Origin of the sequence: Methylobacterium sp. WSM2598 (assembly GCF_000379105.1) — a bacterium.
Taxonomy (GTDB): Bacteria; Pseudomonadota; Alphaproteobacteria; order Rhizobiales; family Beijerinckiaceae; genus Methylobacterium.
This window is the reverse complement of record NZ_KB900609.1, coordinates 5057365-5083214: the sequence shown is the minus strand read 5'-3', so window position 1 is coordinate 5083214 and position 25850 is coordinate 5057365. Positions and strand designations below refer to the sequence as shown.

Here is a 25850-nt window from a genome sequence, read left to right as displayed (position 1 = left end):
GAGCGAAGCCGACATCCGCATGGCCGACATCGGAGATGGCGAAGCCATCAACCGGATGGCGGATGAGAGGCTCCCGCAGCGCGGCCTCAAACGCGAAGGGGGCCCCGGTCGCGCCGGAGCCCCCCGTCTCGGGATCGGTCGATCCGATCAGAAGTCGCGCTGGACGCGCATGCGGACCTGGAACGTGTCCTGGCTGTTGATGGTCGGCGCGGTGGCAAGCTGAGCCGCCGTTGCCGTGTTCGCCTGGACGGCCGCAGCGATGACAGCGCCCTTGTTCGGGTCGATGATGCGACCGTTGTTCAGAGCCTGCCGGACGTACAGCCCCTCGACGCCGATATCGAGATCCTTCACCGGCGACCAGATCAGGCTTGCGCCCGCGACGATCTGGTTGGAGTCGCGCAGAACCGGGCTGAGCGCAAGGCGCGCGAGGCCAAGCGCCGTTCCCGGGTTCGGCAGGCCGCCGACGTTCAGCAGCGCACTGTTGATGCGAGCTGCCCGATTGTAGCTAATCTCGCCGTAGCTACCGATGAAGGCCGACCGCCACTCCGGAGCCCAGTAGTGGAGGTACGAACCGACGACCGTCCAGCTGTCAGAGAGCGAGAGCCTGCCGGTCACAGGGTCGACGATGGCGTCGGCATAATACTGATTGAAGATGCCAGCGGTCGCACTGCCCGTGAGGGTGTAGGTCCCGTTGTAAGCAGGCAGGCCAGTGTAGACCGTGGTGCCTTCACCGTAGGAGCCCTGCAGGTAGAGCGAGTCGCCCGCGGCGATAAAGGGCAGGTTGACCTTGAGGCCACCCTGAACCGCCCACCCGTACTCGGTTTGGGGACGGCTGATCGCAACAGCGGCACCGTTGAGCGGTCCAGTTGTGACGTAGTTGCCCGTATTGAGCTCGTGAACGGCCGCAGAGATCTGCGCCGAACCCCATGCGGCGTCGTAGCGGAGAACGCCCACGAAGTCAGGAAGGCGCGACCGCTGGATAGCGTCGAGATTGGCAAATCCCAGGCCTTGCCCCGGAGTTAGCACCGGAGCCAAGTTAACGGTCGGAGTTACGCCAACGGTGATGTTCCCGAAAATGGGATTCTTGCGGAAGTTCGAATCTTCCATCGAGATCGTGGCCGAGAAGCCCTCGCCGAACGTCGCCGTGTAGGCGAGCAGGTTCGTCGAGGCGACGTCCGAGCCGAGCGAGACGGCGTTGATTTCGAAGTCGTGGGCGTAGAAGTCGTAGAACGAGGCCGCGCGACCGGCGGTGAGGCCGGCGAACTGGATGAAGGCCTTGTCGACGTTCACGAACTGCTGGACGCGGGCGTTGGTGTCGACGCCGGTGGCGGCGAAGGCGTTCGCGATGCGCTCCTGGGTGCCGGACTTCAAGAAGCCGCCGGTGCGGCTGGCGAGCTCGAAGCGGACGAAGGCGCGCAGGGTGCCGTAGCCGGTCTGCGTGCGGGCATCGAGGTTCAGGCGGCCGAGGCCGCGATAGCCGACCGTGTCGCCGCGGATCAGGGGCTGGACGTAGGTCGCCTCGAAGCGGGCGCGGCCGCCGACGCGCAGGCAGGTATCGGTGCCCGGGATGTAGAAGAAGCCCGCGCCGTAGGCCGAGCAGATCCGCACGTACTCAACCGGAGCCGCCTTCTTGACCGGCAGATCGGCCGCCTGTGCCCCAGCCACGACCGTCAGACCAGCCGCGGACCCGAGCAGTAAGCTCTTAACGAGCCTCATCGAGACCTCCAAAGTTTCGAGACCCTTGGGGTGAACGACTGTGCCACCCGGACCCGGAGGGATCCGATCCACGCCACTCTTATCCCCGCCGACTCAGCCCTCCCGCACGGGGCAGCGGCCGAACCGCTCCGGGCTTGTGCCCGGCGCCCAATCACCATGCGGGACGCTCCCCGCACGATCAACATTGTTCCGCTTGGGCGGCCGGACTCTGGCCGGCTTTCCGCCGCATTGTTGCACGCAGGCAACGAAATATTGGTAGAGCACCGACGAGGGAGGCGGGCCTGCTGATACAGCGCGCTGCCCGGCGGGATCGATCGCGCGCGACGGATCTGCTTCCGGCTGGGCCTCGGGCGGGACCGGAGCATCGCGCCACGACTCTCGGACGGCTGCCGGCGCCGGGCGAAAGCAGGATCGTCCGGGGCGACGCGGGGGCGCGCGGCGGCGGACGCCGCGGGGGCGGGCCGTCGCCTCGCGTGCTCGGGCCCTTGCCACGGTTCCCCGCTCGATCGGTTCAGCCTCGCCATCCGGCAAGGCCGGCATCCGGCCACTAGGCGCCCGCTCCGCCTTTCCCGGACGCCCGACGCGTCAGCGAAGGGAGATCCGGGACCCGGGAGGCATGGTGCCTCGCGGCGGCTCAACGCTCCGGCAACGGCGTTCGCTCAGGCGCCGCGCAGGCTCGTGATCCGGGATCGGCTTCAATCGAGCGGATCCCGGATCAGACGTCGGAAACCGCTCGATTTTCAACCTCTCAGCCCTCCAGCTCCTCGCGCAGCATCTCGAGGGCGAGCCAGCGCTCCTCGGCCGCGGCGAGGTCCGACTCGGCCGTGGCGAGCCCGCGGGAGATCGTCTCGAACCGGGCAGGGTCCCGGGCGTAGAGGGTCGGATCGGCGAGGGCCGCGCGCAGCTTGACCGCGGCCGCCTCCAGGGCCGCGATGCGCTTGGGCAGGGTCTTGAGCTCGTGCTGCTCGTTGAAGCCGAGGCGGCGGCGGGCCGGCTCGGATTTCCGGGCCGCGGCCGGCGCCGGGTCCTTCGGGGCCGGGGCCGGCCGCGGCTCGGCCGGGCGGGCCTCGACCCCCCTCCCCCGCTGGGCCACCATGTCCGAGTAGCCGCCCGCGTAGAGGCTCCAGCGCCCCTCTGCCTCCGCGACCAGCACCTCCCCGACGACCCGGTCGAGGAAGTCGCGGTCGTGGCTCACCAGGATCAGGGTGCCGGAGAAGTCGGTGAGCATCTCCTGCAGCAGGTCCAGGGTCTCGAGGTCGAGGTCGTTGGTCGGCTCGTCGAGGACCAGCAGGTTGGCCGGCGTGGCCAGCGCCCGGGCGAGGAGCAGCCGGTTGCGCTCGCCGCCCGAGAGGACGCCGACGGGGGTGCGGGCCTGCTCGGGCGCGAACAGAAAGTCCTTCATGTAGCCGATGACGTGGCGGGTCTGCCCGCCCACCGCGACGGAGTCGCTGCCCCCGCCGGTGAGCACCTCGGCGACGCTCCGCTCCGGATCGAGGGCGGCGCGGCGCTGGTCGAGGAGGTTGAGGGTGACGTTCGCCCCGACCCGCACGTTCCCCTCGTCGGGGGCGAGGCGGCCGGTGAGGAGGTTGACCAGGGTCGTCTTGCCGGCGCCGTTGGGGCCGACGATCCCGAGCCGGTCACCCCGGTGGATCCGCAGCGAGAGGTCGCGCACGACGGCGCGCCCGTCGTAGCTCTTGCCGGCCCTCACGGCCTCGACCACCAGGGTGCCGGAGGCCTCGGCCTCGGCGGAGGCCATGCTGACCGTGCCCACCGGCCCGCGATGCTCCCTGCGCTGCCGGCGCAGGTCGTGGAGGCCGGCGAGGCGCTTGACGTTGCGCTTGCGCCGGGCGGTGACGCCGTAGCGCAGCCAATCCTCCTCGGCGGCGATCTTGCGGTCGAGCTTGTGGCGGTCGCGCTCCTCCTCCTCGAAGAAGGCGTCGCGCCACGCTTCGAAGGCCGAGAAGCCCTGCTCGATCCGGCGCGTCACGCCCCGGTCGAGCCAGACCGTCGCCCGCGACAGGTTCTCGAGGAAGCGGCGGTCGTGGCTGATCAGGACCAGCGCCGAGCGCGCCGCCCTCAGCTCCGCCTCCAGCCACTCGATCGCCGGCAGGTCGAGGTGGTTCGTCGGCTCGTCGAGGAGCAGGATGTCGGGCTCGGGCGCCATCGCCTGGGCGAGGGCCGCCCGGCGCGCCTCGCCGCCGGAGAGCCGGGCCGGATCCTCCTCGCCGGTGAGGCCGAGGCTCTCCAGGAGGTAGCGGGCGCGGTAGGGTTCGTCGCCGGGGCCGAGCCCCGCCTCCACGAAGGCGAGCGTCGAGGGGAAGCCCGAGAAGTCGGGCTCCTGGGCGAGGTAGCGCACCGTGGTGCCGGGCTGCAGGAAGCGCACGCCGCGATCCGGCTCCAGCAGGCCCGCGGCGATGCGCAGCAGCGTGGACTTGCCCGAGCCGTTGCGGCCGACGAGGCAGGCCCGCTCGCCCGGCGCGATGGCGAGGTCCGCCTGCACGATGAGCGGGGTGCCTCCGAAGGTGAGGGCGACGTCCTGGAGGGTGAGGAGCGGGGGAGCGGCCATGGGCGGGGTTATGGCAGCGCGCGGCCCCGCGCAAAAGCCGTCAGACGGTGCCCTCGCGCCGCCGCGCGCCCCCGGCCCGGGTTCAGAGGGCGCCCACGCCCTGCATCTGGATCGGGGCCGGGACGTAGCGGAACCCATCCCCCTGCCGGGCGACGTGGCCGATGCCGGGCCACGCGAAGTGGTAGGCGAGCAGGGGCACCCGGTTGGCCGCCAGCATCGTCAGCATCCGCACCCGGCTCTCCGCCGACTGGACCGGATCGGTGTCGTACGCGAATTGGGTGCGCGGCCGCTCCAGCAGCAGCACCGGGTGGTGGGCCAGATCGCCGATGTAGCACAGCGACTTGCCGCCGGACTCGATCATGAAGATCGTGTGGCTGACCGTGTGCCCGGGCGCCGCCAGGGCGGTGACTCCCGGCAGGATCTGCTCGTGATCCCTGTAGAAGTGCAGCCGATCGCGCAGCGGCAGCAGGTTCTTGCGCGCCTGCGCGAGGAAGTTGCCTCGGGCCGGATAGGCCGCCGGCACCTTGGAGTCGTCGGTCCAGTACTCGAAGTCGGCTTGGCCGATATAGTATTGCGCGTTGGGGAAATTGGGAGTGCCGTCGTCGGCGACCAGCCCGCCGCAATGGTCGATATGGGCGTGGCTCATCACGACCGCGTCGATCTGGGCCGGGTCGATCCCGGCTTGGCGCAGCGTGGTCAGGAGCTTGCCGGTGGTGGTGCCGAACAGCGTGTCGGTGCCCATCCCGGTGTCGAACAGCACGGCGCGGTCGCCGAAATTCACCACCAGGACGTTCTGCTCCAGTGTCGCCGCGGAGGCGGGCAGGAAGGATTCCCGCAGCTCGCGCGCGATCTCGTCCTTGTCGATGTTGACGAAGGCGGCCCTGGGGTCGCCGAGCGGGAGCAGCCCGTCCGACACGACCGTGCACTCGGCCTCGCCGAGCATGAAGCGGTAGTAGTACGGCGCCTGCGGCTGGCCGAGCGGTATCCTGGCCCGCCCCTCGCGCGGCAGCAGCAGGGCCCCGGCCGCCCCGGCCAGGACGGCGCGGCGGGTGGTCATCGTGGAACGAAGCATGGCGCGGCTCTCCTCCCAGGCACGGCGCAGCGTTCTGCGTCCGGGAGCAGGTTCATCCGATTCGGGACACCGGCGCCAGCGTCCCGCCACGCCGCGGCCCCTCACGCCTCCAGCGCCAGCACGGCGAAGCTCGCGAGCCAATGCGCGCCCATGTAGTGGTCGGCGAGGTGCGGCAGGCTCGCGGCCAGGTGCGCCTCGGCGGCCGCCCGCATCGGCGGCACGCGGGGATCGTCTCGCGGCAGGGCCCGCGCCAGGGCGCGCAGGCACCACGCCCGGCTCAGGTTGAGCCCGTCGAGATGCGCGATCTTGCCGTCGCCGCGGTCGGCCACCGTGGCGGGCCGGAACAGGGTCTCCGGCTGCCCGGCGGCGAGGTCCGGCAGGAAGCGGGCGAACCACGGCAGGAAGCGCTCCGGCGGCAGCAGGCGCCGCATGCACTCGGCCTCGATCAGGGCGGAGGAGAGGAAGTCGTCCCCACTCGGTTCGCCCCAGGCGGGGCACGCCGCGTCGGCGCCGTACCACGCCCAGGCCATCGCCAGGAGCCGGCCGGTCAGGGCGGAATCGCCCGCGCCCTCGGCGTAATCCGCCGCGAGGCGCAGGGCGAAGGCGGTGTTGAAGTGGGTCCCGACCCGGACCGGATAGGGCGAGACCGGCAGGATCTCGCGGACGCGCGCCGCGATGAGCGCGGTCAGCGGCGCGAGGGCCTCGGCCCAGCGCGGCTCCGGCAGGCGCGCGAGGGCCTCGGCGAGCTTCAGGAGCCACGCCCAGCCGTAGGGGCGCTCGAAGCGCGCGGCGGCGGGCGCCGAGAGGGTGGCGCATTCCCCGGCGACCTTCGCGGGCACCAGGGAGTGGTCGAACAGGGTGCGCACGGACTCGGCCCAGGGCGCGGCCGGTTCGCGCGCCAGCAGGCGGGCGAGCAGCCAGTAGCCGTGGACGCAGGAATGCCAGTCGAAGCTGCCGTGGAAGATCGGGTGCAGGGCGGCGGGCGGGCGCGCATCCTGCGGCCCGGTCAGCACGAGGCCCGGAAGGTAGGGGTATTCGCGGGTGACGTGGCCGAGCGTGAGCGCCGCGAAGCGGGACGCGCGGTCCGGGGTCAGGCCTGTCTGCATCGTCGCGCGTCTCCGGCGCAGGGCCGGCGCGAATCGGGCGCGCGGCCGTCCGGCACTGCGCGGCAGTGTCCCTCGCCGGTCAAGCGGAGGCGCGGCGCGCGGCGGGGACCGGCCCGCACGCGCCGCGCCCGCGCTCACATCGTCGGGTTGGCGGGCCCCGTCGGGGAGGGGTCCGGGGCGACCGCCGGCGAGGTGCCGGGATCGTTGACCGGGATCTCCACCGGCCGGTCGCCCGGCGCCTCGGTCGGCACGGTGGTGGGCGTGTCGGGGCCGGGCCCCGGCGAGGGCGGCACGGGATCGTAGGGTTGGTCCGGGGATCCGGGATTGGCCATGGCGGGCTCCTTCGTCGAGTCCCGGAGCCAACCGGGTCCTGCCGCAGGAGTTCCGGCTACTTCTTGGTGAGGAGCTTGGTGCCGTTCTGGTCGATCACCTTCTGCACCGCGCCGGCGAAGACCGACAGGATCAGCGGCAGGTTCACCTCGACCCGCACGGTGTCCGCCGCCACGTCGATGTGCCCGTCCACCTTCTGGTTCAAGGCGCCGACCGCGAAGGAGAGGCGCTCCCCCTCCCAGCTCGCCTCGGCCATGCTGAGGCCCGCCTTCTGGAGCATCGCCTTCGCCTCGCCGATGCCGCTGTCCAGGCGCCGATGCGCCTCCGCCAGGCCGAGCTGATGCGGTATCACCACAACCAGAGGTTTTGCCATCACGTCAACTCCCTGTGCCCACCGCGCGCGGACGGTCCCCCGGGATGTTCACCCCGGAGAGGCCCTCCATAGCCAGCGTCACGGTCCCGAGGAAGCCGCCCGTGCGGGCGCCGCGCGGCGCGCGGCTCAGTCGAGCCGCTGGAGCGCCACGTGGGTGACGCCGCCCATGCCGATGGCCCGCGCGGAGCCGCGGCTGAGGTCGATGATCCGCCCGCCCGCGAAGGGGCCGCGGTCGTTGATGCGCACCACGACGGAGCGGCCGTTGGCGGTGTTCGTCACCCGCACGCGGGTGCCGAAGGGCAGGCTGCGGTGGGCCGCCGTGAGGCCGTTGGGATTGAAGCGCTCGCCGCTCGCCGTGCGCTGGCCGGAGCCGTACCAGGAGGCCCGGCCGGACTGGGCCGCGGCCTCGGAGACGGTCCCGATCTCCCCCAGCCCCGCCAGGGCCAGCGCCCCACCCAGATACAACGCCACCGGTCGACGCACGGCTCGTCCGCTGCTCATCCCGCATTCCCTGCTTGTTGATCGCAGGTCGATCAATCGATCCCGAACAGGACCAAAATGTGACCGCCGTCATGCGACATGATCACACCTATCCTGCGCTGATGTCTTGCCTCCCGCCCAAGCACAGCTTGATGGTTGCTGATGATCCTGAACGGTCGTAATTTTCACAGCGGGGATCGACCTGGATTGCAATTTTTCAGTATTGCGGAGATACGGGCCTCGACGCGCCCAAAGGGCGACTCGGCAAAAATTGCAGCCCCAATTCGAGACGGCGAACGTTTCTGAGCGCAACCAGGCCTTTACCGTGACCGGGGCAAGGTCCCCCTGTCAGTCGCGTAACCGGTGTTCGCCATGGCTTCCCCGCGTACCGCGGTCGCCGGCGCCGCCGCCCGGAAACAAGTCTCGCGTACCGGGCGTGCTGCGTCGGCGCCGCGGATGGGTCTCGTCCCGTCCGCCCCGCGTCTTCCCCTCGACGAAGTGATCCAGGGCGACTGCCTCGCCGCCCTCGACGCGCTGCCGCCATCGAGCGTGGACCTCGTCTTCGCCGATCCGCCCTACAACCTCCAATTGGGTGAAGCGGCCCTGCTTCGCCCCGACCAGAGCGCCGTCGACGCGGTCGACGACGACTGGGATCAGTTCGCCAGCTTCGAGGCCTACGACGCCTTCACCCGCCAGTGGCTGCAGGCCTGCCGCCGGGTGATGAAGCCGAACGCGACCCTCTGGGTGATCGGCTCGTACCACAACATCTTCCGGGTCGGGAGCGCGCTGCAGGATCTTGGTTTCTGGATCCTGAACGACATCGTCTGGCGCAAGGCCAATCCGATGCCGAACTTCCGCGGCAAGCGCTTCACCAACGCCCACGAGACCCTGATCTGGGCCTCCCGCAGCGCGCAGAAGGGCTACACCTTCCACTACGAGTCCCTGAAGGGGGGCAACGACGACCTGCAGATGCGCTCGGACTGGTTCCTGCCGCTCTGCACCGGCGAGGAGCGGCTCAAGGGCGAGGACGGCCGCAAGCTGCACCCGACCCAGAAGCCCGAGGCGCTCCTCGCCCGCACCATCCTGTCGGCCTCGAACCCGGGCGACGTGGTGCTGGATCCCTTCTTCGGCACGGGCACGACCGGGGCGGTCGCCAAGCGCCTGGGCCGGCGCTTCATCGGGATCGAGCGGGAGTCCGCCTACGCGGCGGCGGCCCGCGCCCGGATCGCCGCGGTCGAGCCCCTCTCGACGGCGGCCCTGCTCACCGCCCCGGCCAAGCGGGCGGAGCCGCGGGTGCCCTTCCTGAACCTGATCGAGGCCGGGCTGATCGCGCCGGGCAGCCAGCTCACCGACGAGCGGCGGCGCTTCCGGGCCCTGGTGCGGCCCGACGGCACGCTCAGCGTCGGGCCGGCCTGCGGCTCGATCCACAAGATCGGCGCCCTGGTCCAGGGCCTCCCGGCCTGCAATGGCTGGACCTTCTGGCACACGGAGCGCGGCGGCCGGCTCGTCGTGATCGATGCCCTGAGGGCCCAGATCCGCGCCGGCCTGGAGACGGCGGCCTGAGGCGCCCGCCGCGGCCGAGGCGCCTCACGCCTCGGGGCGCGGCGGGAGCAGCGCCCCGACCTCGCGCAGGAAGACGGAGGGCCGGAAGGGCTTGGGCAGCAGCCGGAAGGCGGTCGGCAGCGGCTCGGCCTCCGCCCAGGAGCCCGAGGTCATCACCACCCGCAGGCCCGGCCAGCGCCGTTGCGCGGCCCCCGCGAAGGGGGCGCCGCCGCTCATCCCGGGATCGGTCACCAGAACCCGGGGTCCCGGCCCCTCGCCGAGCATCCGCATGGCGGAATCCGCGTCCCCCGCCTCGGCGGCCCGGATCCCGGCCCGCGCCAGGATCTCGCCCATCAGGGTGCGCATCAACCGGTCGTCCTCGACGATCAGGACGTCCGCGGGCCTCCCACTCTCTTGCGTCATGCCAGCGGTTCCACTTCGTACAGCCGAGCTTTCACCGTGCCGCCGCGGTGATGACGGCCGTCGAAACCGGTCAGGGACGCGCCGGCCTCGCAACTCTGACGATCGTACAGCCGGTTTCTGCGGAGCCGCAATTCAGTCGCGTTGGCTAACCCCGGAGGCCTAGGCGAAACCTCACCGAAACTTGTGCATCAACATTTGAGCGGTAACGGCGCGTTTGAGCGATTCATGCTCAATTGGGCGCGCCGGGCGCCCATCGTGCGACCTAACCCAAGGGAATGAGAGGCGGGCGGGTGCCGCGGCCGGGGCGGAGGGGCGCCGCGCGGCGGATGCGGCGCCGCGCCTTTTCGCAGCGCAGCACCGCGCTACCTGCCCCCGGGCGGCGCGCCTGGGGCGTCGCATCGCCGCCGCATCGACCCGCGCGACCTGCCGGCCGAGCCCGGTGCGGAGACCGGCCAGCGGAGACCTGCCAGAGGAGACGCGCCATGCGCCTGCCCCCCATCCCGCCCTCCGACCTCACGGCGGAGCAGCGCCCCCTGTACGACGACATGCGTCACGGCATCGAGACGAGCTTCAAGGGCTTCACGGCGATCCGGGAGGACGGCGCCCTGATCGGACCCTGGGCCCCGTGGCTGCGTTTCCCGCGCTTCGGCGGGCCGGTCTGGGAACTGGTGAAGGCACTGTCGGCGGCGCCGACCCTGCCCAGGACCGTGCGCGAGGTGGCGATCCTGGTCACCGGCACGCATTTCCACTCGGGCTACGAACTCTACGCGCACATCCTGGTGGCGGAGCTGCGGGGCCTGTCCGACGACACGATCGCGACGATCTGCGCCGGCCAGCGCCCGCCCGATCTCGGCCGGGCGGAGGCGATCGCCTACGACGTGGCCTCCGCCCTGGTGACGGGGCGCCTGCTGCCGAAGCTCAACTACGAGCAGGCCAGGGCCGAGTTCGGCGAGGACGGGCTCGCCGAGCTCATCAACCTGGTCGGCCTCTATTGCTGCGTGTCGGTCACCCTCAACGGGTTCGACGTTCCGGTGCCCGACTAGAGCATTTTCGGACGAAGTGGATGCCGGTTCGTCGCAGAAAATGCGGCAAGATCAAAGACCTAGAGCAGCACCCGATGGCAACGTGACCGGGTGCTGCTCTAGCCCGCCCTCACACGGAGGTGGGCCGCCGCGAGCGCAGCCAGCTCTCGATGGCGGCCCGGCGTCCGCCGGGGTCGCCCATGTCGGGGATCGGGCCCGGCCGCGCCGGAGCGGCGGGCGCGGCCGCGAGGCCGGTGGCCGGCGTCGCCGGGGATGGCGGGGCTGCGGTGGTGCTCTCCTTCATCGTCGGTCTCCTGCAACGGGACGCGGTCGGCTCTTCCTCAACGGCGCAAGTGTTCCTCCGGCTCCAGCGTGACCTTCCCGGATCAGGCCAAAGTCGATGCCGGCGGCTCGCGCCGCCCGTGTCCGGCGGATCACTGCCCGGTGAGCGGCGGAACTTGGCAGGCACCGCCCCGCATGTTCCGACATCTCTCGACCTCGCGAAGGACGACCGATGTCACGCCTCCCCTGCCTGCTCATCCTGGCCGCGCTCGCGGCGCCCCCCGCCGAGGCCCGCGAGGCTCGCGACGGGCCGGGCGCCTCCCGGAGCGCCCGCTGGGTGCCGGTCCGGCACGACCTGCGCCGGCTCGACCGGCTCGACGCGCGGCTGATCCGGCACGGATTCGTCCCGGTCTCGCGCGTGCCGCCCCGGCGCGGCCCGGCCCGCGACCCGAGCGGCGTGACCGGGTTCAGCGGCCCGCCCGGGATCATCGGCGACAGCGTGAACAGCCTCGCTCCCCTGCCCCCCGGCTCGCCCGCCAGCCTCGACGGCCAGCTCTACTGATCCGGGATCCGGTTGATCGAAGCGGATCCCGGATCACGAGCCTGCGCGGCGCCTGAGCGCGGCGCCTGAGCGAAGCCGACATCCGCATGGCCGAAATCGGAGATGGCGAAGCCATCAACCGGATGGCGTATCAGAGGTCGGAGATCCCTCGGCTTCCGGCGCAGCTGTCCGGCTCGGCCTCGCCGCGACGGCCGTCGCCGCGCGGCCGGCCTATCCTCCGGCCGCCTGGGCCGTGAGCGCCGGCGCCGCGGCCGGCGCGGCGTCCGGGAGCGTCGTCCAGTCCACGACCTCGCTGACGAGGCGAAGCCGCTGCGCGTCGCGGTCCGGCGCCACCTCCTCGACCCCGACCTCCACGACGAGGCGCTGCGGCCGCGCGCGGCGGAAGAGGCCGGAGGGGCGCGGCGTGACGAAGAAGTACAGCCGCCCCTCCCCCGGCCCCTCGCCGGCCGCGCCCGGCTCAAACTGCGTCCGGTCGAGGATCTCGCGGTTCGGCGACAGGACGCGCTTGAAGGCGATATGCGCGTAGCCGCCCGCGCCGGAGGGCCCGGCGGGCCGGAACTCCGCGGCCGACACGCCCGCCCCCCGCGGGCCGCGAACCCTGATGTAGCCGACGCGGAAGCGGTTCCGCCTCGGATCGCTCAGGCGGATGTAGAACAGCATCCCCCGCGCACCCGGCACCGCGTGGGTTCCGACGTGGAGCGACCACATGCTCTGGGCGGCCTTCCGCGCGCTTCGCTGCAGATGCCGGAGGGTTCGCCAGCTGATCAGCAGGCTGGCAGTCGAGAGACATGCGATGAATGCCAGTATCAGCATAACCTGTGATGTGGCGGGCATGGCGCGGCTTCCGTACGGGCAACAAACCCGCGAATACTAGCGGCCCGCACCGAGCTGTACAGCTGATTTGGCGGCCAGGAAGGCGATCCCCGGGAGGGTGTGCTTTTTGCGACTGCACGCGCAGGCGGCACGCGTGGACCCTCGGCGGAGAGGCCGGCGAGGCCTCGGCGGTTCCCCGGGACCGCTCCGTAGTCTGCACCGTTCCGATTCCACACGGGCGCGACCACAGTCCGGCAAACCCGACCCGCAATCCGATCCTGGAGTCTCCGCGATGAAGTCGCTCGTCCTGCCCGCCGCCGCCCTGGGCGCGGCCCTCGCCCTGACCTCGACCGCGGCCGAAGCCGGCGGCTACCGCTACGGCGGCTATCACGGGGGCTACCATGGCGGTTTCGCCGGATACCGGGCCTCGGCCTTCCGGGGCGGCTTCGGCGGACACCGCGCGGCCTACGGCTACGGCCGCTACGGCGGCCACGGATACGGGTTCGTCGGCGGTCGCGGCTATTACGGCGGCTATGCGGGCCGCGGCTACGGCGTTTACGGCGGGCGGGGCTATTACGGCGGCTACGGCTACCGCCGCGGCTACGGGCTCGCCGCCGGGCTGGGGCTCGGGCTGGCCGCCGGCGCGGCCTACGGCTATGCCTACGCCCCCTCGACCTACGGCGTGACCTACGATTACGGCAGCTACGGCTACGGCAGCTACGCGCCGGCCAGCTACGGCTACGCCGTGGCGCCGGTCGGCTACGGGGGCTATGGGTACGGGTACGGCTGCGGCTGCTGAGGCCGCCCCTCCCGCGCGGACGTCACGGATCGAAGCCCGCCCGCGCGGCGGGCTTCGTCCGCGGCGATGGGGGGCGACGGCCCGGGCGGGCGCGTCCTCATCCCCTGCGAGGCGCCGGTCTCACCGGCCCTTCGCCAGTCTCACGGGCCCTTGGCCGGTCTCACCGGCCCTTGATGGCGTCCTTGATGCCGCCGACGGCGTTCTGGACCTTGCCCTTGACCTGATCGGCGACGCCCTCGCTGCGCAGCTTCTCGTCCCCGGTCAGCTTTCCGGCGCCTTCCTTGATCTTGCCGCCGACATTCGTGGCCGATCCTTCGATGCGATCCTTGTCCATGTCTCGCTCCCGTCTCTGCGACACTGCGTCGATGCCCCACAAACGGGGCAGCGGCGGCCATCGTTCCCGACTTTTCGACCAGGAACGAAGCGGCCGCGGCGCCGTTACGGAGCATCGACACGAGAGGAGCGACGCGATGAAACGGTTCATCCTGGGCATTGCCCTGGCGGCGATGGCGGGGTCGGCGGCGGTCGCGGGCGAGGCCGGGGCCGCGGCGGGCGCGGCTGCCGGCGCCGCCGCGGGCGGACCGGTCGGCGCGGCGGTGGGCGCGGGCGTCGGCGGCGTGGCGAGCGGACCGGACCGGCGCACGGTCGTCGAGGGCCGCGGCGGCTGCTCGCACACGACCGTCCGCAAGGAGAACGACCTCGGCGACTCGAAGACCGTGCACCGCGAGGATTGCGACTGACCTCCCGGCCCGGCCGGGAACCCCGCCCCGGGGCCGGATCCGGCCCCGGAAGCGCGGGCTCTCCCGGCGCGCCGGGAGAGCCCCGTCAGGCGCGCTGCAGCACCCGCCGCACCTGGACGGCGCTCCAGCTCCGCCCGCGCGCCGTCGGAATGCCGCGGGCGTTCAGGGCGCCCGCAATCTCGTTCAAGCTGACCGCGCCCGCCGCCTGCACTTCGCGGATGACCGGGACAGTCAAGGCAGCCCGCTCGGCCGCCGCCGCGGCCCGAATCGCCACGCTCGTCTGGATGCCCTTGTCCCGCGATCGCCTCAGACCGGCGAACTTGTGATTGTCGAACTGCATCGGTCTCGAACCCGAGACCCCCTCGCCCCTTCGGCTAGCACCGGGATTGCACCTCCACAAGCGAAACCGCCGCGATCACTGGGTTGTGACGGCTCCCGCGGGGCTGCGCGGCCGCCTCGGGCGCGGCCGCGCGCCGGGGCGGGCCGCCGCTCACGGCGCGCGGGCGTCGGGCCGGTCGCGGCACTCCGGGGGCTCGTGCAGCACGCAGTCCCGGGCCCAGGCCTTGGCCTCCGCGATCGTCGCGAAGATGGGATTGCGGGTCGGTAGCGGCTGGCACGGGCCGAAGCCGACCTCCAGGTACCATCGCCGGTGCAGGTCCGAGGCGCGGTGGACCTCGTCCGAGAGGCGCACGAGGACGCACAGGAGGCGCCGCCCGAGGAAGAGCAGGCGTGCGTCGCAATCGTGCGAGCCCGTGTCGACCACGGCCTTTCGGAAAGTCACATCGTGCTGCATTTCGCCAACACTGTCCCGTTTCCGCCCTAGAACAATTGGCCTAGCGTACGTCAGGCCTGACACGAAGGTCTTGTGCCAGATCAAAGGGAACCAGGATTGCGCGCCCGAGCGTCCGGCCGGCCTTCCACAAGGGAAGTCGGCCCGTGGCATGCCAATCCTCGTCGCAGCAATCGAGCCACAACTTTCATCAATGATGCGCAAAGGGGCCCGCACGGCCGTGTCGGCGGACCGTAATCCCGAAGGAAACGCCGCCCGGCCGCGAGACGAGACGGGCCCGGCAACGGTAGAGTGCGGCCCGCGAGAACCGATCAGGGCGGAGAACGACCATGACCAGCCGGGCGCGGCAGCGAGCGAGGCGGATCGGGGCGGTCCTGGTCGGCGTCTGCCTGGTCCTTCCGGGGTCGGCCCGGTCGCAGGGGCGCGGCTGCACGATCACGCCCTACACGGACCCGCCGCGCGAGGAACTGTCCTGCCCCGACGGGTTCACGCTGAGCGCGGAGCGGGGCTCCCTCTACCGGCTGCTCGACCGGAACCGGGACGGGCGCCCGGAAGCCGCCGAACTCAGCGGGCGCGGGCTCCTGGTCGACGCGCCGGCCCGCCGCGGCGCCTTCCAGATCCGCACGCCCCACGCGATCGCCTCGGTCCGGGGCACGGTCTGGGCGGTGGACGTCACGCCGGCCCGCACCTCCGTCTTCGTGCGCCGGGGCGCGGTCTCGGTGTCCCGGCCCTCCGGCCCGGCCGTGACGCTGCGCGACGGGGACGGGGTCGACGTCGAGGCCGGGACCGAGCCGCTCGCGGTCAAGCGCTGGAGCCCGGAGCGGGCGGCCGGGCTCCTGGCGCGGTTCGGGCGGTGACGACGCGGCCGCGCGCCCTCGCCGCGCTCGCGGCTTTGGCGCTGGCCGGCGCCTGGGCGGGACTGCTCGCTTCCCTCCACCTCGACGGGCGGGCGGGGCTCCTCGACCGGATCGAGGCGCCGCTGCTCGACCTGCGCTTCACCCTCGCGGGCGCGCGGCCCGCGCCGCCCGATGTGGTGATCGTGGCCCTCGACGACGCGACCGTCGCCGAGGCGGGCCGCTTCCCGCTCCCCCGCGGCACCCTCGCCGCGCTGGTGCGCCGGCTGAGCGCGGGCCGGCCGCGGGCGATCGGCCTCGACCTGCTGTTCCTGGAGCCCGGGGCGGAGGGCGCCGACCTGGATCTCGCCGCCTCGCTGCGGGAGGCGAACGCCGTCGTCGCGGGCGCGGCACTGTTCCCACCCGAGGGTGCGGAGGGCGACGGGACGGACGTGCCGCGGGCGAGCCGCATCCTGTGGCCGGTCGAGGCGATCCGGACCGGCACCGGTCTCGGCCTCGTCAACGTCTCGACCGACAGCGGCGGCACCCCGCGCCACGTCCCGCTGCTCATCCGCAGCGGCGACGCGCTCCTTCCCTCCTTCGCCCTCGAACTCGCCGCCCGGGCGGCCGGCGCCGCCCCCTCCCTCGCCGGGGACGAGCTGCGGATCGGCCGGGCGGCGGTGAGGCCCGATCTCGGGCTCAGCCTGCCGCTGCGCTTCTACGGCCCGCGCGGCACGCTTCCCACCCTGAGCGCGGCGGCCGTGCTGGCCGGCCGGACCCCGCCCGAGGCGCTGCGGGACCACGTGCTGGTCGTCGGCTCGACCGCCACGGCGGCGGGCGACAGCTTCGCGACGCCGTTCGACCCGATCCTGCCGGGCGTCGAGGTGCTGGCGACCGGCGTGGCGCACCTCGTCGCCGGCGACGGGCTCGTGCGCGACCGCCGGGTCCGGCGCGTCGACGCGGCGGCGGCGCTCGCGCTCGCCCTGGCGGGCGCCCTCCTGCCGGCCCTCGCGCCGCCCGCCCTCGGCCTCGCCCTGCTCGGGCTCGCGGCGGGCGCGTGGCTGGCCCTCACCCAGGCGGCCTTCGCGCAGGGCGGCCTGTGGTTCTCCGCCACGCTGCCGCTCGCGGCGATCCTGCCGGTGGCGGCCCTCGCGACGGCCGGCCGGGTCGTGCTGGAGCGCCGGCGGGCGGGCCGGCTCGCCCGCGCCGAGCAGGCCCTGCGCGTCTTCCACCCGCCGGCCCTGGCCGACCGCATCGCCGGCGATGCCGGCTTCCTCGCCGCCCCGGTGACCCAGCAGGCCGGCATCGTGTTCGTGGACCTCAGCGGCTTCACCGCCCTGAGCGAGCGGCTCGGACCGGCGCAGACCCGCGGCTTCCTGCGCGCCTTCCACGGCATCGTGGAGGAGGAGGTCACCCGCGCGGGCGGTGTCGTGCTCGCCTTCATGGGGGACGGCGCCATGTGCCTGTTCGGCCTGCCGGACCCGCGCCCGGACGACGCCGACCGCGCCCTCGCGGCGGCCTTCGCCCTCGTGCCGCGGGTGCGGGCGTGGCTCGCGGCGGATCCGCGGACGAGCGGCCTCGACCTGCGGGTCGGCGCCCATCACGGCACCGTGGTGGTGTCGCGCCTCGGGTCGGACGACCACCAGCACATCACCGCCACGGGCGACAGCGTCAACGTCGCGAGCCGCCTGATGGAGGTCGGCAAGGCGCACGGCGCCGCCCTGGTGGCGAGCGAGGACCTGCTCGCGGCCACCCGGGCCTCGCCGGCCGCGCGCGCCGCCTTCGAGGCGCTCCGCCCCGTGGCCATCCGGGGCCGGGCCCGGCCGCTCGGGGTGGCCTTCCGCTGGCTGAAACCGGCCTGACCCGAGCCGAGCCGAGAGCCGCCCCGCGACGCGATCCGCCGGCCTCCGCGGCCCGCCGTCACCCCTTCGCCCGGTCGTGGCCGGCGATCATCGCCAGGGCGGCGCGGTCGCGCAGGCGGATCCGCCGCCGCCCGAGCTCCACCAGCGCCTCGTGGCGCCACGCCTGCAGCTGGCGGTTCACGGTCTCGCGGGTCGTATTGGCGAATTCCGCGAGCTCCTCCTGCGACACGGCGATGTCGTCCCCGTAATCCTCCGCCAGGGCCGTGAGCCGGCGGGCGAGCCGCGCCGGGACGGGCAGGAAGGTCGTCTCCTCCATCCGCTCGCTCATCCAGCGCACGCGCCGGCACAGGAGTTCGATCAGCGCGACGGCGATCCGCGGCTGCTGCGCCAGGAGGTCGAGCAGGTCCCGGCGCCGGATCACGAACAGGTCCGTGGGCTCGGTCGCCACCGCGTCGGCGGTGCGGGGATGGCCGTCGAGGAGCGCGACCTCGCCGAAGACGTCGCCGGGCCCGAGCAGGTTGAGGGTGAGCTGGCGGCCCTCCTGCGTCCCCGTGCCGATCCGGATCTCGCCCCGGCGCACCGCGTAGAGGGCGTCGGCCGGATCGTTCTTCTGGAACAGCACCTCCTGCGCCCCGAGGCTGCGGGTCACGCACAGGCGCGCGACCGCCTGAAGGACGTCCTCCCCGAGGCCGGAGAAGAAGGGATTCGCCCGCAGGAGCCGTGAGAGCGGGTGGGCCTCCGACATCGGGTCGCTCCTCCTCGGCCGGCGCGGCGCGGTCCAGCATAGCACGACCGGACCCGGTGCCGGGGGAGTGTGATCCGGATCACGGTCGGCCGGGCGGGCGGGCACCATCCTGATCCTGCCTCGGACGAGGCGACGGATCGGAGACGCGACGATGACACATCCCCTGCTCAGGACCGAGACGACGGACGACGACGCTTCCCCGCGGCCGCGGGCCGAGGCCGCGCTCGACCTCGACAGCCTCGACGGCGTCGTCGGGGGGCTGGCGACCTACTACGAGATGAACGGCAACTGGTACATCGTCGGGCACGACAAGTCCGGCAAGGCGACGGGCGTGGTGCGCGTGACGTGAGGGCCGGCGCGCGGGATCAGGTCTCGCCGCGGGGCGCCGCCGGGGATCCGCCCCTCCCGCGGCCGGGCCGACCCGCCGATCCCGCGCGTCCCTTCGGCCGCCTCGCCCTCGGCCCGACCGGCACCGCAGGGTCCGGTCCGGCGGCGGGGCGCCCGCCCGACGCGGCGGCCGTCATCGGATAGTCGGGCGGCAGGCCCCATTTCGCTCGGTACTGCTCCGGCGTGAGCCCGCGCGCGGCGAGGTGGCGCTTCAGGGACCTGTAGGGCTTCCCGTTCTCCAGGCTGACGATGTGCTCCGGCGTGACGGTGCTCTCGATCGGCACGGGCGGCACCGGCCTTTCGGGCTGCGGCGGCGCGTCCGGTTGAGCGGCTGCCGGAAAACCGGCTATCGACAAGCTCCGCTCAAGACAGGTCGACACGATCTCCGCCGTAAGGCGAGAATAGGCCGACACCAGATCGCTGGCCAAGCCCATCAGGTCGAGGGGATCGGGCCGCCCCACCTTGTCGTCATCGGCGCCCATCACAATCCTGCCTGCCATACGGGTCCGACGGGGGCAGGACATACCACGATCGGCGCACGCATCATACGGGAGGAGGCCGAAATCGAAGGACCGGCAGAACGGGCGCCCGGCAAGCCTCCCTTCACGAGCCTCTCCCCACGAGCCTCTCCGCGCAACCCCCTGCCCCGCGAGTCTTCAGCGCGTGCCGCGCCTCCGGGACAGGGTGTCCGCGTTCGGGACCGCCGTTCGTCAGAACGTATCGTAGCCGGCTCCGGGCGGCAGCGGCGTTCTCAGCGTGATCTCGGTGGTGTCGATGCCGGCAGGCATCTTCGCCTGTGTTCTCGGCGGGTCGGTCAGCATTGTCGCCCAGAAGGCGACTGTGGCGAGTGCAAAAGCCGCAACAAACAAGCCAATCTTGCGCATGCGCGACTCCCCAGCATGGCAGGTGAATGACAAAGCTGTCGCTCATGCCGCGACTTCAGCCTTGCCGAACTACTGTGCCGCCAAAACTGATCAAGTCAAAGTTCAATTTTCAAGCATATTGCCGATTGGCAGCGCTTGCCCTGATCACAAGCACAAATCCAGGGCCGTCGCATCATTCATTTGATGGAGAACAGCGGTGGATTCAAGTGGTCGTCGCAACGGCTTGGCGGAGGGCGGTTGTGATGGCAGGTCGGCGGCGTTCGGATCGGGCACTTCGCGAGAAGCTGCGGTCACCGGGTCGTCCCGGGGTCGGTCTGCGCGAGACGCGGGGGGGGTTCTGGGCGTTCCTCGCGCAGGGTCTCTCCAGCGAGGTCGCAGCGATGAAGCTCGGGATCTCGCCACCGGTCGGCTCGCGGTGGTTCCGGACAGCAGGCGGAATGGCACTTCCCCACCTGTCACCATCATCCAAGTCGCCTTCTGCGCGCTACCTGTCGTTGGCTGAGCGGGAGGGAGATCGCGATCCTACAAGCGCAAGGTCACGGGGTCCGGGACGTCGCTCGGCGTCTGGGACGGGCGGCGTCGACCATCTCGCGGGAATTGCGCCGCAATGCGGCGACCCGCAGTGGCGGCCTGGACTATCGCGCCACGACCGCGCAGTGGCACGCTGAACGCGCGGCACGCCGGCCCAAGCCAGCAAAACTGGCGGGGAACGCAGCGCTGCGGACGTACGTGCAGGAGCGGCTCGCGCCGGAACTGTCGCGACACGGGCCGGGAGCGCTCTGCCTGGCCCCTAGCGTTGCCTGGAAGGGACGGCGGCACGGGCGACGCCAGAGCCGGCGATGGGGTCGATCCTGGAGTCCGCAGCAGATCGCCGAGCGCCTACGGCTCGACTTTCCGGGCGATACGACGATGCGCATCAGTCACGAGGCGATCTATCAGGCGCTCCTACATCCCAGGGCCGGGGCGGGCTGAAGCGTGAGCTGACCGCGTGTCTTCGCACAGGACGGGCTTTGCGTGTGCCCGCGGGCCGCGCCAGCTGGGCCGAGGCAGGTCGTTCGTCCACCCCCGAGGTGCTCATCAGCGAGCGTCGCGCCGAGGTGGAGGACCCCGCGCGGTGCCGGGGCACTGGGAAGGAGATCTGATCCTGGGTCTGAAGAGTTCGGCGATCGGGACCCTGGTCGAGCCGCACGACGCGCTTTACGATGCTGCTGCATCTTCCGCCGATGGACGGCCCATGGGGTGACACCGCGTGCGAAGAACGGCCCGGCGCTGGCGGGGCACGGGGCCCAGGCGGTGCGCGAGGCGATCGCCGGCACGATCGCGCGCTTGCCCGAGCAGCTGCGGCGCTCGTTGACCTGGGACCAGGGTACGCGGATGGCCGAGCACGCGCGCTTGCGGATCGACGCGGGTCTGCAGGTCTACTTCTGCGATCCACGCTCACCCTGGCAGCGGGGGACGAACGAGAATACGAACGGGTTACTGCGACCGTACTTCCCGAAAGGAACGGATCTGAGCGCCCACAGCGCGAACGATCTTGCTGCTGTGGCCGCAGCCCTCAACAGCAGACCGCGCAAGACGCTGAACTGGAAGACGCCGGCAGAGGCGCTCGACGCTGTGCTGGCTGCCGTGCAAGATGGTGTTGCGACGACCGCTTGAACCCAAGCATCTTAGCAAGACTCGCAGTATCTGGGCTTGACCGCCAAAGGTGAGGACGCCGATCGCGTGTGCGGCCGCGCCGCCGGACCACGCGCCGCGCGGCCGGACCCGCCGCGCGGCGAGCCTCATCCGACATCCGGTTGATGGCTTCGCCATCTCCGATGTCGGCCATGCGGATGTCGGCTTCGCTCAGGCGCCGCGCGGGCTTGGCATGCGCCATCCGGTTGATGGCTTCGCCATCTCCGATGTCGGCCATGCGGATGTCGGCGTCGCTCAGGCGCCGCGCGGGCTTGGCATACGCCATCCAGTTGATGGCTTCGCCATCTTCCATTTCGGCGATGCGGATGTCGGCTTCGCTCAGGCGCCGCGCTCAGGCGCCGCGCAGGCGCGTGATCCGCTTCGATCGAGCGGATCCCGGATCACTTCACGAGAACGAGCAGGATGCCGGCCAGGGTGAACAGCCCGACCACGAAGCCGAGGATGAGGATGACCGCCCGGCTCCCGCGCGTGTGGTGCGCGCCCACCATCGCCCTCCCTCCGTGCGAGCGCCGCGGCCGCGTCGCGACGGACTGCTCCTGCGGGGCCGCGGTCCGGCCGCCGCGCCCTGGGCGCGGCGGTCCTGCCTCGCCGGCGCGCGGCCGGCGAGGGGTGTCACGCGCCTTCCGGCGCTACTTGCCGCCCCCGGCGGATCCGCTCCCGCCGCCGCCGGCCGTGTTCGAGGTGGGCTTGCTGTTCTCCTCGGCGTTGCTCGCCGCTCCGGACGAACTCCCCGCCGGACGGCCCTGGGCCAGCACGGGCCCGGCCAGCACGATCAGCGCGGCGGTGGCGGCTGCGATCTTCCTCATCCGTGATCTCCCGTCTCCTGCCCGTCCTCCACGGACCGGCTCGAACCGGGGCAACGTCGATGCGCCGCGTTTGTTCTGACTCCGCGCGAGAGCGCCCGCTCGCCGGGACGGCCCCTCGCCCGGCGATCACTGGAGCGGCCGGCGCTCCACGGCCGGGCGCTCGGCACTCTCGCGCCCGACGGCCGCGAGCAGCCGCAGCGATTCCGCGAGTTCGGTCGCCGTCTCGAGGGGCAAGCCCGTCTGCGCGCGCCCGTTCACCCGGACGGGCTCCCCGGTCTGGAGAGCGTAGACGCCCCAGCCGTCACTCTCCCTGCGAACGGTGTAGGTGCGGTTCGGCATGCGCTCCTCCGGGCCCGGCTCCCGCGGGCTTGGTCCTGGGCAACGCGCCGCGGCGGTCCTTGCTCCCGCGCTGCCTCCGGCGCGGCCCCACGCCCGCCCCGCGGCCCGCCGGCTACTTCACGACGACGAGCAGGATCCCGCTCGACCCGAGGCTCAGGGACACGAAGGCGGCAATGACGCCGAGCAGGACCTCCGTCCGGTCAGGCGCGAGATCCGGATGCTGCCGGCGCGCCGATGTCCATCTCCGGCGCGCCCAGTAACGACGAAACGCTCTCATCTCGACTCTGTGTGTGGTGAAGGGGGCAGGCGGCCGACCGCGGCGGCGATGATCGGGCCCGAACCGGGCGGAGCGCGGGAGTCACCGCGAGGCCGGGCGGGGTCGGCGCCGCGCCGCGATCGATCCTTAGCTCGCTAACGGATCCCCCCGTTACTATCAATCTTGAAAATAGCAGGGGAGGTCCACGCCTCCCGCATGGCCGAGCGGCGGGCGGGACCCGGCCGCGCCCGCCGGCGCGGCGGCCCGCGTCGGCGGGCGGGGAGCGCCCCTGACGCAGATGGAGCAGAGCCGGCGACACCGTTCCTGCCCGCCGATCCGCAGTCCATTCAGGGAAATTACACGCCTTACGTGCGTTTCCACATCCAACGCATGCGCCTTGTCGAAACTTCGTACTTTCCCTTTGTTGCGACGCAGCGTAGAACGCGGGTGCGAGATCGCGGCGCTGCCGCGGTCGTGCAGCCCTTGATGGGCGTTTCCTCCCTACACTTCGGGCCGCCCCTCGGGCGGCCCTTTTTCTTGACGGCCACCCTCCGGCGACGGTGCGCCCGCGAGCCCTGGACCGGCCGCATCCCGCCGCGCCGCGACGGGACGGGCGCCCTGGTCCGCGGGCCCGAGGGCTCCCCGGCACGGATCGGCCGGCGCCGTGCCGGACAGGCGCCGGAACCGGTGCGCGATCCACCAGTCGTTCTGCCAATCCTCGTAGCCGAGGAGCGCGCCCTCGCGCCGCTCCATGGCCTCGGTCCAGCCCGACGACACCTCCCTGCGCAGGCGGATGGCGGCGTCGATGCGCCACTCCTCTCCCGGCAGCGCGAAGTACGCCTCGCGGATGCGGAGGCCGCACGGCTCGCCGGCGCTCCGCGGACCGGAGGCGGGCCGGTCGACGAGCCTGCGCACGATCCGTCCCTCGGACACGGCCGGATCGAACCGGGCCAGCAGCTCGTCGAGCCAGTCGACCGGGTACAGGTCGGAGAAGACCGCGAGCGGCTTGCGGCCCTCCAGCATCAGCGGCAATTCGAAGCCGGTGTGGACCAGGTAGGGCACCTCGCGCAGCCCGTGCCAGGGATCGAGCTGGGTGAAGACCGGGTCCGGCGCGAAGGGCGGGTCGGACAGCGCGCCGAGCCTGTCCAGCGCGTCGGGCGCGACCTCGTGGACGGCCCGCAGATCGGGATCCTCTCCGTCCGCGAGACCGAGGGCGGCGCGCAGCGCCTCCAGATCCCGGATCCTGAGCAGGGCCTCGACGCGGGGCGATCCCGTCGCCGGGTCGAGCGCTTGCAGGACGAACTTGCGGGCGCGCACGGGCTCGCGATCCTCCGCGGACGGTCGAACCGGCTGGAGATCACGGCGCGGGGCGGGCCGTCAAGTCGATCGGTCCCGCCCCGGCCGGAAACCGGCGCGGCACCCCGGAGCCGCCGCCCATTCGAGCGTCCTGCGCACCCGCGAGTCTGTTGCGCGCAAAGAAATGCCGGCCCAGATAGATATCCAGGCCGGCAGTCAGGGCTCCGTTTGGTGCCATCTGACGATGACTTTCCGGTTCTATAGGATCGCTCTTCCCCCGACAACTCCGAGTTTAGCCATCGCGCGAGCGGGACTACCGTCAATCCCGCAGGTAGTGCTTGGCCCGGCAGCGGGGCGAGGCGCGCACCGGGCCGCTCAATGCCCCAGCGCCTCGCCTCCGGCGGCGGCGCGGGCCGCCCGATCCTCCGGATGGGCGAGCTGCTTGATCACCAGGGCGGCGGCCGCGATCAGGCCCGGGACGGCCACGATCGCGAAGATGGCCCCGAAGCTCAGCTGCCGGCGCGAGAGCTCGGCGACCAGGAAGGAGCCGGCGATGCCGCCGAAGCGCCCCAGGCCCAGCATCCAGCCCACCCCCGTGGCGCGCCCCTGGGTGGGATAGAAGGCGGCGGCCAGGGCCGGCATCGACGATTGGGCGGTGTTCATCAGGGTGCCGCCGACGAACACGAACAGGACCAGGAGGCCCAGCACGCCGGAGACCAGGCCGATCGCCCAGATCGCGAGGGCGGTCAGCGCGTAGCCGGCCGCGATGACGAGGTTCCCGTTGGCGCGATCCATCAGCCAGCCGAGGAAGATCGCGCCCACCCCGCCGAGGGGGAACAGGGCGGCGATGAGCGCGGCGGTCCTGGCGTCCATGCCGGCATCCTTGAACAGGATCGGCATCCAGTTGATCAGCGCGTAGAAGATCACCAGCCCCATGAAGTAGGCCAGCCACAGCATCGCCGAGCCGACCACGTAGGCGCCCGAGAGCACGAGGCCGACGCCGCTCCGGGCCTCGCCGGCAACGGGCGCCGCCTCGGTCATGGTGAAGGCGCGCGCCTCGGCGGCCGCGCGGGAGATGCGGCCCAGCACGGCGCGGACGCGCTCGCTCGGCTGTCCCCTGGCGACCATGTAGCGCACGGATTCCGGCAGCAGCGCGATCATCAGCACGGTGAGGAGGAGCGGGACGACGCCCCCGAGCACCAGGACGCTGCGCCAGCCGAATTGCGGGATCATCCAGGCGGCGAGGAAGCCCCCGAAGGCGGCGCCGAGGGGGAAGCCGCAGAACATCATGTTGGTCAGGGTCGCCCGCCGGGCGTCCGGGCAGTACTCGCTCATCAGCGTCACGGCGTTGGGCATGGCGGCGCCCAGGCCCAGGCCCGTGACGAAGCGCCAGATCACCAGGTGGTCGAGGTCGCCCGCGAAGGCGGAGCACAGGCAGGCGGCGCCGAAGACCAGGACCGCGCCGATCAGGACCAGCCTGCGCCCGAGCCGGTCGGCGAGCGGCCCGGCCGCGAGCGCGCCGGCCGCCAGCCCGAACAGGGCCGCGCTCAGGACCGGGGCGAGCGCGGGCCGCGTCACCCCCCATTCGGAGATCAGGGACGGCGCGATGTAGCCGATCGCGGCCGTGTCGAACCCGTCCAGCAGCACGATCAGGAAGCAGAGCGCGAAGATGATCCACTGGAACGGGGAGAACGGGTGCTCGTTCAGGAAGCTCTGGACGTTCACGGCACCGTGATTCATCGCGCTGGTATCCTTCTTTCTGTCGGGGGGCTCGCATTCGCTGCGAGGGGTGCGGCGCGGGGCTGCGGAGCCGGCCGCGCAGGCGCGGAAACTCGGTCATCCGGGGGCGCGGCGCGGGGGGATCCCAGCGGGGCGCAGGACGCCGCCGTCGCCGGCCGACCCGACGCCGGTCGCGACGAGGGCCGCCGCGGCGCCTCCGACGGCCGAGACCCGGCTGGGGACGGTCCGGCTGCGGACGGGTCGGCCGCGCGTGGCATGGTCGCGCAGACATGGCCGGCCACGACATGGCCGGGGCACGACATGGCCGCGCATGACCTGGCCGGGCACGGGCGCCTCCTGCGGTGGTTTCACTCCCGGGACCGCCCGCGTCGAGGCGAGCGGCCCGACCCGG

General features: G+C 72.3%; 29 protein-coding genes and 1 pseudogene. 10 read left to right on the top strand and 20 right to left on the bottom strand.

Annotated elements, in window-relative coordinates; all coding sequences use genetic code 11:
- Positions 1–147: 147 nt before the first annotated feature.
- The 7 genes from MET2598_RS0124005 to MET2598_RS0123975 form a co-directional block, all read right to left on the bottom strand.
- Entirely contained in the window at positions 148–1716 is a 1569-nt protein-coding gene (locus MET2598_RS0124005) for a porin (RefSeq protein ID WP_026190921.1), read from the bottom strand.
- Positions 1717–2464: 748 nt separating this feature from the next.
- A complete protein-coding gene (locus tag MET2598_RS0124000; RefSeq protein ID WP_018262634.1) occupies positions 2465–4282 on the bottom strand; it encodes an ABC-F family ATP-binding cassette domain-containing protein in 1818 nt (605 codons plus the stop codon).
- A gap of 82 nt (positions 4283–4364) precedes the next feature.
- Positions 4365–5354: an MBL fold metallo-hydrolase gene (locus MET2598_RS0123995; RefSeq protein WP_236728806.1), complete on the bottom strand. Its 990-nt coding sequence runs from the start codon at positions 5352–5354 to the stop codon at positions 4365–4367.
- Positions 5355–5455: 101 nt separating this feature from the next.
- Positions 5456–6460 carry a DUF2891 domain-containing protein gene (locus MET2598_RS0123990; RefSeq protein ID WP_018262632.1) on the bottom strand — a complete coding sequence of 335 codons (1005 nt, stop codon included), beginning with the start codon at positions 6458–6460 and terminating at the stop codon, positions 5456–5458.
- Positions 6461–6594: 134 nt separating this feature from the next.
- Positions 6595–6792, bottom strand: a complete 198-nt coding sequence (locus tag MET2598_RS0123985) for a hypothetical protein (RefSeq protein ID WP_012330684.1) — start codon at positions 6790–6792, stop codon at positions 6595–6597.
- Between the two features lie 56 nt (positions 6793–6848).
- Positions 6849–7163: a polyhydroxyalkanoic acid system family protein gene (locus tag MET2598_RS0123980; protein WP_012330685.1), complete on the bottom strand. Its 315-nt coding sequence runs from the start codon at positions 7161–7163 to the stop codon at positions 6849–6851.
- A 126-nt stretch (positions 7164–7289) separates the two neighbouring features.
- Positions 7290–7664, bottom strand: coding sequence for a septal ring lytic transglycosylase RlpA family protein (locus MET2598_RS0123975; RefSeq protein ID WP_012330686.1), 375 nt, complete (start codon positions 7662–7664; stop codon positions 7290–7292).
- A gap of 351 nt (positions 7665–8015) precedes the next feature.
- On the opposite strand from MET2598_RS0123975, the gene MET2598_RS0123970 reads away from it, so the two are divergent.
- The gene (locus MET2598_RS0123970; RefSeq protein WP_012330687.1) at positions 8016–9206 is read left to right on the top strand and encodes a site-specific DNA-methyltransferase; all 1191 of its coding nucleotides are present in this window, start codon (positions 8016–8018) and stop codon (positions 9204–9206) included.
- Between the two features lie 24 nt (positions 9207–9230).
- On the opposite strand, the gene MET2598_RS0123965 is transcribed toward MET2598_RS0123970, so the two are convergent.
- Positions 9231–9608, bottom strand: coding sequence for a response regulator (locus tag MET2598_RS0123965; protein WP_018262628.1), 378 nt, complete (start codon positions 9606–9608; stop codon positions 9231–9233).
- A gap of 482 nt (positions 9609–10090) precedes the next feature.
- Here MET2598_RS0123965 and MET2598_RS0123960 point away from each other — a divergent pair, with 482 nt between their 5' ends.
- Positions 10091–10651: a carboxymuconolactone decarboxylase family protein gene (locus tag MET2598_RS0123960; protein ID WP_012330689.1), complete on the top strand. Its 561-nt coding sequence runs from the start codon at positions 10091–10093 to the stop codon at positions 10649–10651.
- A 109-nt stretch (positions 10652–10760) separates the two neighbouring features.
- Here the strand turns inward: MET2598_RS0123960 and MET2598_RS42340 are convergent, their stop codons facing one another.
- A complete protein-coding gene (locus MET2598_RS42340) occupies positions 10761–10934 on the bottom strand; it encodes a hypothetical protein (protein ID WP_012330690.1) in 174 nt (57 codons plus the stop codon).
- A gap of 210 nt (positions 10935–11144) precedes the next feature.
- On the opposite strand from MET2598_RS42340, the gene MET2598_RS0123950 reads away from it, so the two are divergent.
- Positions 11145–11474, top strand: coding sequence for a hypothetical protein (locus MET2598_RS0123950; RefSeq protein WP_012330691.1), 330 nt, complete (start codon positions 11145–11147; stop codon positions 11472–11474).
- 210 nt (positions 11475–11684) lie between these two features.
- Here the strand turns inward: MET2598_RS0123950 and MET2598_RS0123945 are convergent, their stop codons facing one another.
- Complete coding sequence (locus tag MET2598_RS0123945) at positions 11685–12182, bottom strand: hypothetical protein (protein ID WP_236728805.1); 498 nt, start codon at positions 12180–12182, stop codon at positions 11685–11687.
- 397 nt (positions 12183–12579) lie between these two features.
- Between MET2598_RS0123945 and MET2598_RS0123940 the strand changes: the two genes are divergently transcribed.
- A complete protein-coding gene (locus MET2598_RS0123940) occupies positions 12580–13086 on the top strand; it encodes a hypothetical protein (RefSeq protein WP_018262626.1) in 507 nt (168 codons plus the stop codon).
- 160 nt (positions 13087–13246) lie between these two features.
- On the opposite strand, the gene MET2598_RS37265 is transcribed toward MET2598_RS0123940, so the two are convergent.
- Positions 13247–13420: a CsbD family protein gene (locus MET2598_RS37265; protein ID WP_018262625.1), complete on the bottom strand. Its 174-nt coding sequence runs from the start codon at positions 13418–13420 to the stop codon at positions 13247–13249.
- A gap of 136 nt (positions 13421–13556) precedes the next feature.
- Here MET2598_RS37265 and MET2598_RS0123930 point away from each other — a divergent pair, with 136 nt between their 5' ends.
- Positions 13557–13826 carry a hypothetical protein gene (locus tag MET2598_RS0123930; RefSeq protein ID WP_012330695.1) on the top strand — a complete coding sequence of 90 codons (270 nt, stop codon included), beginning with the start codon at positions 13557–13559 and terminating at the stop codon, positions 13824–13826.
- Positions 13827–13911: 85 nt separating this feature from the next.
- Here the strand turns inward: MET2598_RS0123930 and MET2598_RS0123925 are convergent, their stop codons facing one another.
- Both MET2598_RS0123925 and MET2598_RS0123920 read right to left on the bottom strand, forming a co-directional pair.
- Positions 13912–14166 carry a recombinase family protein gene (locus MET2598_RS0123925; protein ID WP_018262624.1) on the bottom strand — a complete coding sequence of 85 codons (255 nt, stop codon included), beginning with the start codon at positions 14164–14166 and terminating at the stop codon, positions 13912–13914.
- Positions 14167–14316: 150 nt separating this feature from the next.
- Complete coding sequence (locus MET2598_RS0123920) at positions 14317–14619, bottom strand: hypothetical protein (RefSeq protein ID WP_012330696.1); 303 nt, start codon at positions 14617–14619, stop codon at positions 14317–14319.
- A 326-nt stretch (positions 14620–14945) separates the two neighbouring features.
- Between MET2598_RS0123920 and MET2598_RS0123915 the strand changes: the two genes are divergently transcribed.
- Both MET2598_RS0123915 and MET2598_RS0123910 read left to right on the top strand, forming a co-directional pair.
- Positions 14946–15473 (top strand): FecR domain-containing protein, encoded by a 528-nt coding sequence (locus MET2598_RS0123915; RefSeq protein ID WP_012330697.1) that lies wholly within the window; start codon positions 14946–14948, stop codon positions 15471–15473.
- A complete protein-coding gene (locus tag MET2598_RS0123910; protein ID WP_018262623.1) occupies positions 15470–17311 on the top strand; it encodes a CHASE2 domain-containing protein in 1842 nt (613 codons plus the stop codon). The genes MET2598_RS0123915 and MET2598_RS0123910 overlap by 4 nt, the downstream gene beginning before the upstream one ends.
- A 58-nt stretch (positions 17312–17369) precedes the next feature.
- Here MET2598_RS0123910 and MET2598_RS0123905 read toward each other — a convergent pair whose 3' ends face one another.
- Positions 17370–18056, bottom strand: coding sequence for a Crp/Fnr family transcriptional regulator (locus tag MET2598_RS0123905; RefSeq protein WP_012330699.1), 687 nt, complete (start codon positions 18054–18056; stop codon positions 17370–17372).
- A gap of 151 nt (positions 18057–18207) precedes the next feature.
- On the opposite strand from MET2598_RS0123905, the gene MET2598_RS0123900 reads away from it, so the two are divergent.
- Positions 18208–18405: a hypothetical protein gene (locus tag MET2598_RS0123900; protein ID WP_012330700.1), complete on the top strand. Its 198-nt coding sequence runs from the start codon at positions 18208–18210 to the stop codon at positions 18403–18405.
- Positions 18406–18421: 16 nt separating this feature from the next.
- Here MET2598_RS0123900 and MET2598_RS0123895 read toward each other — a convergent pair whose 3' ends face one another.
- Positions 18422–18925, bottom strand: coding sequence for a MucR family transcriptional regulator (locus MET2598_RS0123895; RefSeq protein WP_018262622.1), 504 nt, complete (start codon positions 18923–18925; stop codon positions 18422–18424).
- A 228-nt stretch (positions 18926–19153) separates the two neighbouring features.
- Complete coding sequence (locus MET2598_RS42335) at positions 19154–19327, bottom strand: hypothetical protein (protein ID WP_012330702.1); 174 nt, start codon at positions 19325–19327, stop codon at positions 19154–19156.
- A gap of 242 nt (positions 19328–19569) precedes the next feature.
- Between MET2598_RS42335 and MET2598_RS37260 the strand changes: the two are divergent.
- Positions 19570–20983, top strand: a pseudogene (locus MET2598_RS37260) (IS30 family transposase).
- A gap of 49 nt (positions 20984–21032) precedes the next feature.
- Positions 21033–21440 (top strand): hypothetical protein, encoded by a 408-nt coding sequence (locus tag MET2598_RS39840; RefSeq protein ID WP_084673928.1) that lies wholly within the window; start codon positions 21033–21035, stop codon positions 21438–21440.
- 211 nt (positions 21441–21651) lie between these two features.
- On the opposite strand, the gene MET2598_RS42330 is transcribed toward MET2598_RS39840, so the two are convergent.
- The 4 genes from MET2598_RS42330 to MET2598_RS0123855 form a co-directional block, all read right to left on the bottom strand.
- Entirely contained in the window at positions 21652–21828 is a 177-nt protein-coding gene (locus MET2598_RS42330; RefSeq protein ID WP_012330705.1) for a hypothetical protein, read from the bottom strand.
- Positions 21829–21954: 126 nt separating this feature from the next.
- A complete protein-coding gene (locus tag MET2598_RS0123870; protein WP_018262620.1) occupies positions 21955–22167 on the bottom strand; it encodes a hypothetical protein in 213 nt (70 codons plus the stop codon).
- Positions 22168–22924: 757 nt separating this feature from the next.
- The gene (locus MET2598_RS0123860) at positions 22925–23740 is read right to left on the bottom strand and encodes a hypothetical protein (RefSeq protein WP_012330708.1); all 816 of its coding nucleotides are present in this window, start codon (positions 23738–23740) and stop codon (positions 22925–22927) included.
- A gap of 354 nt (positions 23741–24094) precedes the next feature.
- Positions 24095–25459, bottom strand: a complete 1365-nt coding sequence (locus MET2598_RS0123855) for an MFS transporter (RefSeq protein ID WP_012330709.1) — start codon at positions 25457–25459, stop codon at positions 24095–24097.
- Positions 25460–25850: the final 391 nt, after the last annotated feature.